The sequence below is a fragment of the uncultured Adlercreutzia sp. genome, from assembly GCF_958431955.1.
Taxonomy (GTDB): Bacteria; Actinomycetota; Coriobacteriia; order Coriobacteriales; family Eggerthellaceae; genus Adlercreutzia.
The window spans coordinates 46,618-61,386 of sequence record NZ_CAUASN010000009.1 but is presented as its reverse complement, the minus strand read 5'-3'; the positions used below and the strand labels follow the sequence as shown (position 1 = coordinate 61,386).

Sequence of the window (14,769 nt, the reverse complement as noted above, 5' to 3'; positions counted from 1 at the left end):
GATTGAAGTGGGCTACATCTCTGGCCGTGTCGCTGGCAATGCGCCAAAGTGCTGAGCAGGAAACAGGCGAGATGTGGGGAGAAAGCGGGAAGATGATTCAAGGAGATTGTGCCATGAGAAAAAAAGCTGCAATGTTGCTCGGTCTTGTCCTTGCCGCAAGTGTCGTGACGGGCTGCAGTACCGAGGAGCTCTACGCTGAAGTGTCGGCTGAAGTGGAGGCGTACAACGCTGCATTGGCGACCTACAATGAGCAAGTGGCTCGATACAATGAGGCCGTCGATTCTGTGAAAGAGGAGAATAAGCTTGTAGCGACGGAGCTCGGCAATGCGCAAACGGCCATTAACGGCGAGGGCGAGCCCTACGACGGGGCCACCTTGCTTGATCTGAAAAACGCCATGGCGGAGTTGGAGTCTGCGAAGGTTGACGATCCCGCTTTTCTCGAGGAAGAGAACGCAATTGAAGTTAATGCGGAGATGTCGAGAGATGAGCTCGATCAAGTCAAAGAGGACGTTATGGAGAGGTCGGCGCAGCTTGACGGGAAGGTGATCCCCGATCCTCCTTCGATGCCGGACTATGCGGGAGCCATCGAGGATTTGCGCAACGCGATCCAACTGTACCAGATGAGCGTTCAAAGCCTAAATCAGATTACGGCGCCCGCAGATGAATTCGTGATCGAGCGTTTGCAGGGAGTTGATACGATTACGAAAATCGAGGCCGTTACCGAAGACCACGATCCCAACGGGCAGCTCAATAAGCAAGGCGGATATATCGGGTGTATTTACTTTAGAGACAATCAGATTGAGGCGGACAGCCTTTATTTCGAGGATGGAGAAGAAGGCGCCGTCGAGATCGGCACGGTGGGGGGCGGCTCAATCGAGATATTTCAAACTCCCGAAGAGGCCGAAGCCCGAAACCAATATCTAGCTGGGTTCGACGGTGCAGGTTTCCTGTCGCCCGGCTCGCACCAAGTTGAGGGCACGTTGGTTGTGAGAACGTCGGACAATCTGACGGCGACGCAGCAGAATGAACTGACGGAGAAAATAGTAGCCGCCCTCATTGATGTGAGATAGCGGGTTTGCCTAGGAGCCAGTTGGTACGATGGCGCTGAAAGGCTGTGAATTCGAGCGTAGGGGCATCTGGGAGGCGAAAGTTGTGGACGGCATTCGAGACAAATTGGGGAGTGTGGCGGAAAAGGCCAAGGAGCTGAGCGGGTCAGTGGCGGAGGTAGCGGCGGAGGTGGGCGGTACCGTTGCTGGCAAAGTGGTTGCAGCGGGCGGAACGGTTGCAGAGCGCGCCAAGGAGGGGGCGCGTTTGGCGGCTGATGCGCATTTAAAGGCACGGAAGCGCAAGTACGCTCCTGTGTTCCCAGACGAATTCTGGAGTTCTGGCTACGATCTGCCGAACATGGTGATCATCGAAGACGAGGACAAACGCAAAGGCATCGACGTATGCGAGGGCGCTATAGGATGGCTGGCGAAGGCGCCCAACGGGATGGAGGTGCTTCATCTATATTATACGTTTGCCGCGGGAAGCGGACTGCTGTTTCATCCACTTGCTCAGATAGGAGCAGTTTACGTGCGAGACCCGTCGGGGCTCGACCGTTTCTTCGATCTTGAAAGCCTGTACCGGGAAATTCAGAAGGAGAAGATGTCCGAGCTTCAGCATGTCGCCTATTGCTTGGGAGCGAAATACTGTAAGCTTGAAATGCGTGAGACGCAAGTGTCTGACTCGAAGCAGGGTGGCCGGATTAAGACATCAGTAAAGAAAACGGGCGTTGCCTCGGAGTCGGATGACATCTCTGCAGATCGCAGCGAGCAAGTTTCCGAAGACAGGCGAATGCTCTTCGAGCGACGGTTTTCTGGAAGCGATGAGGCGAGCCGCCCGCCGCTTAATTGGTATAAAAATGACAAGGAGATCAATGCTCTCATTGAGATGCGCTGTTCGGATGATTCGAAAAATGCGATACAAGACTATGTGGTGGACATTGACTGCCGTTCGTCTGCCGCGTTGGCGCAGACCCGTGCTAGCGAGATAGATTCGGCGTTGAAGGGGCTGAAGGTGTCGATTGGTGTTTCGCTGCAAGAAGAGTGCTATCGAGAGAGCCAGCAAACGATGGTGTTTACCGTTTTATTTTGAGGCGAGGGCATTGGAAGGTGTTTATCGAGTCGGTTGCCCTGTGCGATCGGGTGCCGTGCAGCGCCTATAGAAAAGGTTCCTACCGGTAAAAGCAGCCCGGTGGCAGACTTCTCTTCGTGAGATGGTCTGGATGGCCACGAGGGCCGCCCTTCGGGGCGGTTCTTGTTTTTCGGGATGCGGAACAACTGGCGAATGCCGCCCAAGCGGCGAGATCGTCAGCGAGGCGCAGGACGACACGGGGTCGGCAATCGAGGTGCTTTTAGGTGCCACTCTTCCCGAGGGAGCCGGCGTTGAGATGCGTTCCGAGGTTTGGGGGTGGCAGTCAAAGGCCGGCTGTGCGGCTCGGTTTCAGGAGGCAGGTGAGGCTCCGTGGTCGGATGCTGCCGGGGACAGACCGGCCTCTGCTGCGTGCGCGGCTTAGCACCGTTGCGAAAATGCGCCACTGGATGGCGGAAAGTCGCCTTTTCCGGGGAGGTTTTCGGGCGTTGAGGGCGCAGTGAGGAGCAGTCGTCCGCAAAAGACTAGTTCATTGTGGCAGGGTGTGGGAACTGGCTTCGCGCAGGGGCTGCCCGTGGGCGACTTTTCGCAATTCGGTGGCTGCTTTTGCCGCGACCAGCGTCCCGAGGGCGACTTTTCGTGCTTGGGAGCCAGTCGTATGAAGCGCTCGGGAAGCTATAGGGGCTGCTGCCCCGCCGCGGCGCTCTTTCCCAGCGGCTGACGTGCGGCGTGCGTGTCCCTTGAGGGCGCGGCGCATGTCCAATCCCGCGCTCCTACCCCAGATACCCCAGGAACGGCAGGTAGCTCTGGGCGGAGTCGGGGACGGCGAGGGTGACGTTCTGGCCCATGGCGTTCACGGTGACCACGCTCGGATCGTCGTAGGTAGTGATGGTGGCGTCAGTGCCGCCGTAGCTGATGGAGGAGGACCCGGTCTCGGTGGCGCCTTCGGGCAGGCTCGTCACCTCCCAGCTGTCGATGTCCAGCGCGGCGATGGCGGCGTCCACCTCGGCATCGGACATGCCGGTGGCCGCGGCGATCTTGTCGCGGTTGCCCTCGAGGGCGGCCTTCGCCTTGCCCTTCAGCCCCGTGGCGTCGAGCGCCGCGTTGGCAGCGGCGTTCTTGCCGTTCTCGAGCAGGCCCGAAAGGGGGTTCTCGAAGGCGACGCCCTCGCCGAAGGGGAGCTTCACGCCCATTTGGGGAAGGATGCCGAAGACGGCGACGACGATGATGAGGGCGAAGATCAGCCCCATGAGGCCCTTGATGGCTTTGTCCACGGTCTCCTCCTGGAAGCGCGGGCCGCCGGATTTCCGGGCGGTGCGCGCGAATCGCTGCGATCAGTGGGGCGCCGTCGGTAGTGTGAAGATGCTCGGTTTCGACGAATCTGTGCTGTGATTCGACGGTGCCGCGGGCTCATGGTAACCCGCAATGGCGCTCCTCCATAAATCCCCCGCAGCATCTTCAAAGGTTGTCGATCAGACCTGCAGCAAACGCCCATGGGCCTGAACGGAACCTGAGGGCCGCCGTCCGCGCCCCTTGCCGTGGCGGCGAAATCGTGTATCCTAAGCCCCGCGCAAAAACGCGGCCGCCATTCGGGCCGCTTTGCGCCCAGACAAACCCCGCGCACGTAAAACTTGAATGGGGCACCGTGCGAATGCAGAAGGCCCGCGCGCCGTCGCGGCCACGAAGGAGGAGATAAGCTCGTGAAGCTGGTTGTCACCGAGAAGAACGACGCGGCGGTGAAGATCGCCGATTTGCTGGGAGCCACCAAGCCGAAGGCCGACAAGGTGTTCAATACCCCGGTCTACCGGTTCGATGTGGACGGGGAGGAATGGGTGACCATCGGCCTGCGCGGCCATATCCTGGAGCCCGACTTCACGCCGTCCCTCATATATAAGAAGCGCGGCGGCTGGTCCGGCGTGAACGCCGAGGGCGAGGCGGTGCCGGCCGAGCTGCCCGCGAGCCTGCCCACGCCGCCCTTCAAGAAAAAGAAGCCCTTCACCGCCGACGGCGTGGAGCTCAAGGGCTGGAAGATGGAGGCGCTGCCCTACCTCATTTACGCGCCCATTGAGAAGCTGCCGAAGGAAAAGGACATCATCCGCTCGCTGAAGAACCTGGCGAAGAAGGCCGACTCCATCGTGATCGCCACCGACTTCGACCGCGAGGGCGAGCTCATCGGCTCCGACGCGCTGTCGTGCTGCCGCGAGGTGAACGCCACCGCCCCTGTGTCCCGCGCCCGCTATTCGGCCTTCACCAAGCCCGAGATCACCCATGCCTTCGCGAACCTGGTGCCCATGGACGACGATTTGGCCGCGGCCGGCGGCTCGCGCCGCGACATCGACCTTATCTGGGGCGCGGTGCTCACGCGCTACCTCACCCTCGTGAAGTTCGCCGGCTACGGCAACGTGCGCTCGTCGGGCCGCGTGCAGACGCCCACCCTCGCCATCATCGTCGAGCGCGAGCGCGAGCGCATGGCGTTCGTGCCCGAGGACTACTGGGTCATCCGCGGCGCCTTCGACGCCGGCGCGACGGTCGGCCCCACCGCCGGCGACGGTGCCGAGGCCTTCGAGGCCCCGCATGCCACGGCCCGCTTCAAGGTGGAGGCCGAGGCCGATGCGGCCATGGAGCACGTCGCGGGCGCCACGAGCGCGCGCGTGGCCTCGGTGGAGAAGAAGAAGCGCACCGTGGCCCCGCCCGTGCCCTTCAACACCACCTCGCTCATGGCGGCCGCCTCGGCCGAGGGCATAAGCCCCGCGCGCTGCATGCGCATCGCCGAGAGCCTGTATATGGACGGCTACATCTCCTACCCCCGCGTGGACAACACGGTCTATCCTGACTCGCTCGATCTGGCCGAGGTGGTGAACGCCATCGCCGCGAATCCGGCCTACGGCCCCTACTGCCGCGAGCTTCTGGCCGCCGGCCCCCTGAAGGCCACCCGCGGCAAGACCGAGACCACCGACCACCCGCCGGTGTACCCCACGGCGGCGGCCACCCCCGACGACCTGTCGCCGGCCGACTACAAGCTGTACAACCTCATCGCGCGGCGCTTTTTGGCCACGCTGTCGGGTCCGGCCACGGTGGAGGGCACGAAGGTGACCCTCGACGTGGCCGGCGAGCCCTTCGTGGCCAAGGGCGACGTGCTGGCGGTGCCCGGCTTCCGCGCCATCTACCCCTACGGCCTGAAGAAGGACGAGCAGCTTCCCGCCATGGCCGAGGGCGACACCATCGCCTTCAACGGCGCCACCTGCACAAAGAAGCAGACCGAGCCGCCGGCGCGCTATTCCCAGGGCAAGCTCGTGCAGGAGATGGAGAAGCTGGGGCTGGGCACCAAGTCCACCCGCGCCTCCATCATCGAGCGCCTCTATCAGGTAAAGTACGTGCAGAACGACCCCATCGAGCCCTCGCAGCTCGGCATCGCCGTCATCGAGGCCCTCGACAAGTTCGCGCCGCACATCACCCACGCCGAGATGACCGCCGAGCTGGAGCACTCCATGGACCGCATCGCCGAGGGCGAGGTGACCAAGGCCGAGGTGGTGGAGAAGTCGCGCCAGCTTCTATCTGAGCAGCTGGAGAGCCTCATGCCCCATTCCGAGGAAGTGGCCGAGGCCCTGTCGGACGCCGTGGCGGCCGACGCCTACGTGGGCCCGTGCCCCAAGTGCGGCAGGGATCTGCAGCTGCGGGCGAGCCACAAGACCAAGTCGATGTTCATCGGGTGCGCCGGCTGGCCCGACTGCGATGTGACCTATCCGCTTCCCAAGGGCAAGATCGAGGCGGTCCCCGAGAAGTGCCCCACCTGCGGCATGCCCCAGGTGAAGGTGACGGCTTTCCGCGCGAAGCCCCGCGTGCAGTGCATCGACCCGAACTGCCCCACGAACCAGGAGCCCGAGGTGGTAGTGGGGAAGTGCCCGACCTGTGCTGCGCGCGGCCTGGACAAGCAGCTCATCGCCCGCCGCAACCCGCGCACGCTCAAGCGCTCCATCACCTGCGAGAACTTCGATGAGTGCCAGACGCGTTACCCGCTGCCCCAGTACGGCGACATCGTCCCCACCGAGGAGGTGTGCGAGCATTGCGGCGCGCCCATGGTGGTGGTGAAGACCGCCCGCGGGCCCTGGAAGCTCTGCCCCAACTTCGACTGCCCCGGCAAGGAGGAAGAGGAGAAGGCGAAGACGGCCAAGAAGGGCGGCGCCAAGAGGGGTTCTCGGAAGAAGTAACATTATTGGGAAGCGCTCGGAGGTGCCCGCTCGCAGCCCGCTGAGCGCTGCTCCCGCTGCGAACGCCGTTAAGGAAATAGCGGAAGGAACGCACGCATTTCGGTACAATTCCGGCATCGTTGGTGCTGAAGTGGAAGCTATTTCTTAAGAATCGCGTTCTTCGCGGGGCGCTCAGAGGTCTGCGAGCGGGCACCTCCGAGCGCTTCTCGTGCGGTTAATCGAACAGCGTTTACTGGGAAGCGGCCTCTATTTCGCGGTAGAGGTCGTTTCCGTTTGTATCGACGGCGACGTAGGTGGGGAAGTCTTTCAGCTCGAGCTTGCGCAAAGCCTCGGTACCGAGGTCGTCCCAGCCGACGAGCTCGCTTGCCGTGACGGCCTTGGCCAGAAGGGCGGCGATGCCGCCGACGGTGCAGAGGTACACGCTGCCGGTGTCCTGGCAGGCCTGCACGACTTCGGCGCTGCGCTTGCCCTTGCCGATGGCGGCCACGATGCCGGCGGCGAACAGCTGCGGCGTGGCGAAGTCCATGCGGCTGGCGGTGGTGGGGCCGACCGACCCTAAGGGACGTCCGGCGGCGGCCGGCGTGGGGCCGGCGTAGAAGAGCGTGGCGCCTTCCAGGTTAAAGGGCAGCTGCCCAGTCTCTTCCAAGCACAGCAGGGCACGCTCGTGGCCCGCGTCGCGCATGGTGTACACGGGGCCCGAGAGCAGCACCTCGTCGCCCGCTTCCAGATTCGCCACATCTTCCCGCAAAAGCGGCAGGGTAAGGGATACGGTTTTTGCCATGGCGGCTCCTTAGACGAGTTGGACGGAGGCGCTGCGCATGGCGCAGCAGCCCATGTTCACGGCCACGGGCAGCGCGGCGATGTGGCAGGGGGCCGTTTCCAGGTGCACGGCCACGGCGGTGGGCGCGCCGCCTAGGGCCGCCGGCCCGATGCCGAGGGCGTTCACCTCGGCGAGCAGCTCTTCCTCGAAGGCCGCGGCCTTTGCGCTGGCGGCGGGGCTTCCCACCTCGCGCAGCAGGGCGTGCTTGGCCAGGCCCGCCACCTTGTCGAAGGTGCCTCCCACGCCCAGGCCGATGACGAGCGGCGGGCAGGCGTTGGCGGCCTTCTCGCGCACGCAGTCGAGCACTACCTCGCGCACGCCGGCCGCTCCCGCGCCCGGGGGCAGCATGACCACGCGGGAGGCGTTGTCCGAGCCGCCGCCCTTCAACAGCACGTGCAGCGTGGCATGGGCGCCGGGCACGAGCTTCAGCTCGCAGAAGGCCGGGGTGTTGTTTCGGGTATTGGCACGGTCGAAGAGCGCGTCGCGCACGAGCGACATGCGCAGGGCCCCGTCGGTGTAGGCCCGGGCCACCGCGTCGTTCACGCCGCTGAAGATGGTGCCGGGCACGGAAAGCTCCTCACCCACCTCCAGGCACACCCACACGCTGCCGGTGTCCTGGCAGATGGGTACGTTATCTTCCGCGCCGATGCGGGCATTCTCCAAGATGCGGTCGAGCACGCCGGCGGCACGGCTTGCAGGTGCGGCCTGGGCGCGGGCGCACTCGATGGCGCGCTGGAAGTCGCGCCGCAGCGTGACGGCGCAGGTACGGATGGCGTCGTAGACGGCAGCGGCAACGGCCTCGGCGGTAAGGGCGGCGACTTCCGTGCCGTCGTTCGGGCGCAGGGCGGCTCCGCTCGGGTTGTCTGCGTTCATGGAATTCCTTTCGACGGGAACAGTGTAGCGCACCTCGCGCTCGGCGCATTGCTACGAAACGAGAAGAAAAGCACGGTTTTCGTAGGTTCCCCTCCAATTGGATCGTTCCTAGTCGCGTGTTTTGCCTGGTGGCGATTGCGCGCTTTAGATTTCAGGCGAGCAAGAACTACCAAAACCGTTCGTTTTGTCCCAAAAGCCGCTCTCTCGGTTGGCGGAAGAGGGATTCCTGGGATTGCCGATCGATGCCGGGCGGTGTGGTGCTTGTGCGCAGGCGGGGCGGCTCGCGGGCGGTTCGGGTACAATGGGCAGGTTAGACGGGAGAAAACGTTCTAAGGATTCGGAACTTATGGATATCGCCGCCGAAGCGCTTCAGAAGCACGCGGAATGGAAGGGCAAGATCGCCTTCGACCCGAAGATGGACATCGCCACGCGCCACGACTTGGCCGTGGCCTACACGCCCGGGGTGGCCGAGCCCTGCAAGGTGATCGCCGAGAGTCCCGAGGCGGCCTACGACTACACGCTGAAGGGCAACACCGTGGCCGTGGTCACCGACGGCAGCGCCGTGCTCGGCCTCGGCAATATCGGGCCTGCGGCTGCCATGCCCGTCATGGAGGGCAAGGCCGTGCTGTTCAAGCAGTTCGGCGGCGTGGACGCCTTCCCCATCTGCCTGGACACCCAGGATACCGACGAGATCGTGGAGACGGTCATTCGCATCGCGCCGGCCTTCGGCGGCATCAACCTGGAGGACATCGCCGCGCCGCGCTGCTTCGAGATCGAGGAGCGCTTGAACGACGCGCTCGACATCCCGGTGTTCCACGACGACCAGCACGGCACGGCCATCGTGGTGCTGTCGGGGCTCATCAACGCCCTGCGCCTGACGGGCAAGGACGCCGCCGAGGTGCGCGCGGTGGTGAACGGCGCGGGTTCGGCGGGTATTGCCATCGCGAAGCTCATGCTGGCCTACGGCTTTGAAAACGTCACCCTGTGCGACCGCTTCGGCATCGTGAGCTCGGCCTACGAGGGATTAAACGACGCCCAGCGCGCCATGCTCGCGGTGACGAACCTGGAAGACGCCCAGGGCACGCTCGCCGATGCCATGGTCGGCGCCGATATCGTGGTGGGCGTGTCGGCCCCCGGGGTTATCACCGGCGAGATGGTTGCCTCCATGGCCCACGATGCCATCGTGTTCGCCATGGCCAACCCGGTACCCGAGATCTTCCCCGACGAGGCGAAGGCCGCCGGTGCCCGCGTGGTGGGCACGGGGCGCTCCGACTTCCCGAACCAGGTGAACAACGTCATCGCCTTCCCGGGCATCTTCAAGGGGGCGCTCGAGGCCCGTGCCGAGCGCATCACCGAGCCCATGAAGCTGGCCGCGGCCCGGGCCTTGGCCGACCTCGTGTCCGACGAGGAGCTTTCCGAGGACTTCATCATGCCCGATCCCTTCGACCCGCGCGTGGCCGACGCGGTGGCCGCCGCCGTGCGCGAGAGCGCCGAGGGCGCGCGGAGCGAGGCGTAGATTCGTGGAGATGCGGGGAGAGACGATGGATCCGATTCGGGAAGGGGCGGCCGGCCGCGCTGCGGAAGCCCCGTGCGCGAAGCCGTCCGACGACATCGGGAGAGCATCCTCGGCCGCCGAGCCGCCGCGCGGGCTGTTCATCACCTTCGAGGGCGGCGACGGGGCGGGCAAGTCCACCCAGATCCGATTTCTCGCGCGCTTCCTGGAAGAACGCGGGTGCGAGGTGCTGCGCCTGCGCGAGCCCGGCGGCACGGCCGTGGGCGAGTCTTTGCGGCGCGTGGTGCTCGACCCGGCCCACGGGGCCATGAGCGACCGCGCCGAGCTGCTCATCTACGAGGCCGCCCGGGCCCAGATCGTCGACGAGGTGATAAAGCCCGCTCTCGGGCGGGGTGCGGTCGTGCTGTGCGACCGCTTCTACGACTCCACGGTGGCCTACCAGGGCGCGGGCCGGGGCTTGGACGGCTTCTTCATCGAGGCGGCCAACCGCTTCGCCTGCGACGGGCTGGCTCCCGACGCCACGGTGCTGCTCGTGGCCTCGGAGGAGGTCGTGCGCTCGCGCATGGGGCGCCGCGAGGGGGCCGATCGGCTCGAGAGGGCCGGCGACGCGTTCCACCGCCGCGTGGCCGACGGCTTCGAAGAGCTGGCCGCCGCCGATCCGGCGCGCGTGCACCGGGTGGAGTCGCAGCTGCACCGGGCCGACACCTTCCGCGCCGTGCTCGCCGCGCTGGACGATGTGCTGCCCGGGGCGGCCGAGGCTCTCGCTGCCGACGACAGCTCGCTGGACGTTCTCGTCACCGAGGTAATGGAGGAGAAGCGCCGCGAGCGCGCGCGGGAGCGCCGCCGCAAGGACGCCCGCAAGCGCCGCCGCGACCGCAAGGGCGATCGAGGCGGGAAGGACGGCCGGGCCGGCGAGAAGCGCAAGTCCAAGGACTCGTCGGACGGCAAGGCCCGCTCCGGCGGGAAGGGGGCCAAGGGGCGCAAGCGATCGAAGGGGGAGCGGCGTGGCTGATGCCTTCGAGAACATCCTGGGCCAGCCGAAGGTGCGCGAGTTTCTGCGCGCGTCGGTGGTGTCCGAGCGGGTGACCCAGGCCTACCTGTTCGTGGGGCCGGCGGGCTCCAACAAGACGCTCGCGGCCTACGCGCTCGCCCAGGCGCTTCTGTGCCCCAAGGGCCCCAAGGGGCCCCGCGGCGGCATGTGCGGCGACTGCAGCCGCTGCGACCGCGTGATGCGCCGCAAGCACCCCGATGTGCGCTACTTCGCCCCCGAGGGGGCCGCCGGGTACCTGGTGGAGCAGGTGCGCGAGATCGTGGCCGACGTGTCGCTCGCGCCCATCCAGGCCGATAAGAAGATCTACATCCTGGACCGCGTGGACCAGCTGGGCGCGAGCGCCGCCAACGCCTTTCTGAAGACGCTGGAGGAGCCCGAGTCCGATGTGGTGATGATCCTTCTGGGCCGTACCCGCGAGTCGGTGCTGCCCACCATCGTCTCCCGCTGCCAGGTGGTGCCCTTCCGGCATATCCCGGCCTCCGAGGCGGCCGGCATCGTGGCGCAGAACACCGGCGCCGCCCCCGACCAGGCGCGCATGGCCATCGAGGCCTGCGGCGGCTCCATCACGGCGGCCGTGGCCTTTCTGCAGGCGCCAGGCAACGAGCGCCTGTCCTTCCGCAGCCGGCTTCTGGCCGCCCTCGCGCGGCTCGGGCAGGCCGACGACTGGGACGTGGTGGAGATGGCCCGCGACATCCTGAAGGCCTCCCAGGCGCCCCTCGACGAGGTGCGCGCCTCCCAGGAGGCGGAGCTGGCCGAGAACGCGGACTTCCTCGCGAAGTCGGCCATCCGCCAGATCGAGGCCCGCAACAAGCGGTCGCTCTCGGCGAAGACCACCGAGTGCCTGCGCCAGACCACCTCCATCGTGCGCTCGTGGCTGCGCGACGGCATGATGGTGGCCGCCGGCGCTCCCGACCTGATCGTCAACACCGATGCGCGCGACACCCTCGTCGGCCTGTTCTCGGGCGCCGATGCGGGCCGCTTGGCCGCAGCCGCCGCCAAGGTGGACGAGTGCGAGCGCGCCCTTGCCTATAATGTATCCCCGGAAACGTGCATCGACGCGTTGCTGTTCGACGTAAGAGAGGTTGTCCATGGTTCGGGTCGCACCGATTAACTTGACCTTCAACCCCAAGACGCTGTGGTTCAATCCCGGCGAGTTGGAGATAGAGAAAGACATGCCCGTGGTGGTGCGCACCGCCCGCGGCACCGAGTTCGGCATTGCCGCGAGCGACGCGATCGAGGTGCCCGAGGAGCAGGTGCGCGCCTTGAAGAGCGCCCTGCGCCCGGTGGAGCGCATCGCCACCGAGGAGGACGTGGAGCGGGCGCGCGAGATGGAGGAGAAGTCCCGCGAGGCGCTGCCCGTCTTCAAGGAGATGGCGCGGGAGGCCCACGAGGACATGCACCCCGTCTCGGTGGAGTTCTTGCTCGACGGCGACAAGGCCGTCTTCTACTTCGAGGCCGAGGAGCGCATCGACTTCCGCGAGCTGGTGCGCAAGCTGGCCAGCCGCTTCCACGTGCGCATCGACATGCGCCAGATCGGCGTGCGCGACGAGGCCCGCATGGTGGGCGGCATCGGCCACTGCGGCCAGGAGCTGTGCTGCAAGCGGCTCGGCGGCGAGTTCTGCCCGGTGTCCATCCGCATGGCCAAGGAGCAGGGGCTCTCGTTGAACCCGCAGAAGATCTCGGGTCTGTGCGGGCGCCTTATGTGCTGTTTGCGCTACGAGTTCGACGCCTACAAGGACTTCAAGGGCCGGGCGCCCAAGCTCAACGGCACCGTGCAGACCCCCTTGGGGCCGGCCAAGGTGATCGACCACGATGTGCCCCAGGAGATCATCACGCTGAAGGTGGAGGGCGAAAAGCCGGTGAAGGTGCCGCTTGCCGCCTTCGACCCGGCGCCGGAGGGCGCGAACCGCCCCAACTCCGTGGGCGAGGAGGCCTGGGAGGAGGCCACAGCCGAGCACGGCAGCGGGCTGGGCGAGGCGCTCATCTTCTCGACGAGCCAGTTCACCGGCTCCGACAAGCTGGCCGAGGGCGCGAAGGTTCGCCATACCGGCGGCGGCTCGTCGCGCAAGGGATCGGGCTCGGGCCGCAGCCGCGGCGGCGAGGGCGGTCGCGGGCGCAACAAGCGCTCGGTCGGCCGCGGCGAGGGCTCGGGGGTGGCTGCGGCCGCGCCGGCGCCCCGCAAGCGCCGCCGTTCCACGAAGCTCTCCTCGGCCGAGGACGGCCGCGCTTTGGAGCGCGTGTCCACTTCGCGGGACGAGGGTGCTGCCGAGGGCGGCGCGCCCAAGCCGCGGCGGACGCGGCGCGCGAAGGACGGCGCCGGGCGCGCGGATGCGGGCCGCTCCTCCCAGGGGCAGGGCCGCGGCAAGGGCAACGCCGGCTCCGGCGGCGGCAACGGTGGCAAGGGCGCGTCGGGTGCCGGCAAGCCCCGCGGGGGCGCACGGCCCGGGCAGAAGTCGTCGGGCCTGTCGGCGACCCGCCCCGAGGGTAGCGCGGGCGCGCCGGGCGAGGCCGCCGAGGGCGCGCGCAAGCCGCGTCGGCGCCGCCGCAGCCGCAAGCCCAAGGACAGTGGCGCGGGCGCGAACGGTGGCGGTGCGAACGGCGCTGGCAGCGGTGCGCAGGGGGGAGCCGAGTAGATGAACGTGGACTACGCGCTTCTGACCGATCTGTACCAGATCACCATGGCCCAGGGCTACTGGGATGCGGGCAAGACCGACGAGGAGGCCTGCTTCACCATGTACTTCCGCGACTACCCCTTCAAGGGGGGCTACGCGGTGGCCTGCGGCATGGCGCAGCTGGCCGATATGGTGGAGCAGTTCCGCTTCACGGAAGAGGACATCGCCTACCTCGCGGGTCTCGACGCTCCGGGCGGCGGCAAGCTGTTTTCGGGCGACTTCCTCGCTTACCTGGCCGACCTGCGCCTGACCGTGGACATTGACGCGGTGCCCGAGGGCACCATCGTGTTCCCGCACGAGCCCATTGTGCGCGTCACGGGCCCCATCCTGCAGTGCCAGCTCATCGAGACGGTGCTTCTGAACATGGTGAACTTCCAGACGCTCATCGCCACCAAGGCCGCACGGGTCTGCCGGGCCGCCAAAGGGCGCCCTGTGGCCGAGTTCGGGCTGCGCCGCGCCCAGGGCCTCGGCGGCGTGTGGGCGAGCCGGGCCGCGGTGGTGGGCGGCTGCGCCTCCACGTCCGACGTGCTGGCCGGGCGCCTGTTCGACATCCCCGTGTCGGGCACCCACGCGCATTCCTGGGTGATGTCCTTCGACGACGAGCTGGAGGCCTTCCGCGCATACGCGCAGGCCTTCCCGAACAACTGCGTGTTGCTCGTGGACACCTATGACGTGGAGCGCGGCATCGAAAACGCCATCACCGTGGGGTTGGAGATGCGCGCGCGGGGCGAGCGCCTCGCGGGCATCCGCATCGATTCGGGCGACCTGTCGTGGCTTTCCAAGATGGCCCGGCGCATGCTGGACGCGGCGGGGCTTTCCGACTGCGGCATCGTGCTGTCGAACGATCTGGACGAGTACACCATCCAGTCGATGCTCGACGAGGGGGCGTGCGTCACGTCGTTCGGCGTGGGCACCAAGCTCGCGAGCGCCTACGACCAGCCGACGCTGGGCGGGGTGTACAAGCTGGCCGCTGTGCGCCCGAACGCCGACGCCCCGTGGGAGATGCGCCTGAAGATTTCGGAGTCGGCCGCGAAGCTGACCACGCCGGGTGTGCTCGACGTGCGCCGCTACTACCACGCCGACGGGCGCGTGGCCGGGGACATGGTGTTCGACGTGAACTTCGAGCCCGATGCCCGCGAGGTCATCGTGGATCCCATGGACGACCTGCGGCAGAAGAATCTGGCGGGCCTGCGCTTCGAGACGCTGCTTATGCCGCTCGCCCGTGGGGGAGCGGTGGTGCTCGCCCCTCAGTTCCGCAACGCCATGGCGGCGCGGACGCGGGCGGTTGCCGGGTTGGATACGCTGGACGAGACCCAGCTGCGCATGCTGAACCCCCACACCTACCCGGTGGGGCTGGAGTTGGGATTGAACGATCGGCGCCGGGCCCTCGTGGCCGAGCTGCGCGGCATCGTGTAGAACCTGCGGATGCTTGGGACCCGGCCGTACGGCCGGCGTCCGCGCTTCCGTTCGAGGGCGGCGAAGGGCCGTCGGAAAGGGGC

Annotated in this window: 11 protein-coding genes; 8 read left to right on the top strand and 3 right to left on the bottom strand. The window is 66.6% G+C overall.

Annotated elements, in window-relative coordinates; genetic code table 11:
- The first annotated feature begins 2 nt into the window (after window positions 1-2).
- Window positions 3-1,070 (top strand): hypothetical protein, encoded by a 1,068-nt coding sequence (locus tag Q5064_RS04525; protein ID WP_302962638.1) that lies wholly within the window; start codon window positions 3-5, stop codon window positions 1,068-1,070.
- A 28-nt stretch (window positions 1,071-1,098) separates the two neighbouring features.
- Window positions 1,099-2,136 (top strand): hypothetical protein, encoded by a 1,038-nt coding sequence (locus Q5064_RS04520; protein ID WP_302962636.1) that lies wholly within the window; start codon window positions 1,099-1,101, stop codon window positions 2,134-2,136.
- 770 nt (window positions 2,137-2,906) lie between these two features.
- Here the strand turns inward: Q5064_RS04520 and Q5064_RS04515 are convergent.
- Window positions 2,907-3,407 carry a hypothetical protein gene (locus tag Q5064_RS04515; RefSeq protein WP_302962634.1) on the bottom strand — a complete coding sequence of 167 codons (501 nt, stop codon included), beginning with the start codon at window positions 3,405-3,407 and terminating at the stop codon, window positions 2,907-2,909.
- A 426-nt stretch (window positions 3,408-3,833) separates the two neighbouring features.
- Here Q5064_RS04515 and Q5064_RS04510 point away from each other — a divergent pair, with 426 nt between their 5' ends.
- Window positions 3,834-6,341, top strand: a complete 2,508-nt coding sequence (locus tag Q5064_RS04510; RefSeq protein ID WP_302962633.1) for a DNA topoisomerase I — start codon at window positions 3,834-3,836, stop codon at window positions 6,339-6,341.
- Window positions 6,342-6,570: 229 nt separating this feature from the next.
- Here Q5064_RS04510 and Q5064_RS04505 read toward each other — a convergent pair whose 3' ends face one another.
- Window positions 6,571-7,122 carry a FumA C-terminus/TtdB family hydratase beta subunit gene (locus Q5064_RS04505; RefSeq protein WP_302962632.1) on the bottom strand — a complete coding sequence of 184 codons (552 nt, stop codon included), beginning with the start codon at window positions 7,120-7,122 and terminating at the stop codon, window positions 6,571-6,573.
- Between the two features lie 9 nt (window positions 7,123-7,131).
- Window positions 7,132-8,034: a fumarate hydratase gene (locus tag Q5064_RS04500; RefSeq protein WP_302962631.1), complete on the bottom strand. Its 903-nt coding sequence runs from the start codon at window positions 8,032-8,034 to the stop codon at window positions 7,132-7,134.
- A gap of 346 nt (window positions 8,035-8,380) precedes the next feature.
- Between Q5064_RS04500 and Q5064_RS04495 the strand changes: the two genes are divergently transcribed.
- From Q5064_RS04495 to Q5064_RS04475, 5 genes are read left to right on the top strand one after another with little or no spacing between them, the layout of a single operon-like run.
- Window positions 8,381-9,550 carry an NADP-dependent malic enzyme gene (locus Q5064_RS04495; RefSeq protein WP_302962629.1) on the top strand — a complete coding sequence of 390 codons (1,170 nt, stop codon included), beginning with the start codon at window positions 8,381-8,383 and terminating at the stop codon, window positions 9,548-9,550.
- Between the two features lie 10 nt (window positions 9,551-9,560).
- On the top strand, window positions 9,561-10,559 hold the full coding sequence (tmk, locus tag Q5064_RS04490; protein ID WP_302962667.1) for a dTMP kinase: 999 nt from the start codon (window positions 9,561-9,563) through the stop codon (window positions 10,557-10,559).
- The gene (locus Q5064_RS04485) at window positions 10,552-11,709 is read left to right on the top strand and encodes a DNA polymerase III subunit delta' (RefSeq protein ID WP_302962628.1); all 1,158 of its coding nucleotides are present in this window, start codon (window positions 10,552-10,554) and stop codon (window positions 11,707-11,709) included. Before tmk ends, Q5064_RS04485 begins: the two co-directional genes overlap by 8 nt.
- Entirely contained in the window at window positions 11,687-13,231 is a 1,545-nt protein-coding gene (locus Q5064_RS04480; protein WP_302962627.1) for a regulatory iron-sulfur-containing complex subunit RicT, read from the top strand. The genes Q5064_RS04485 and Q5064_RS04480 overlap by 23 nt, the downstream gene beginning before the upstream one ends.
- Entirely contained in the window at window positions 13,232-14,686 is a 1,455-nt protein-coding gene (locus Q5064_RS04475; RefSeq protein WP_302962625.1) for a nicotinate phosphoribosyltransferase, read from the top strand.
- The last annotated feature ends 83 nt before the right edge of the window (window positions 14,687-14,769 follow it).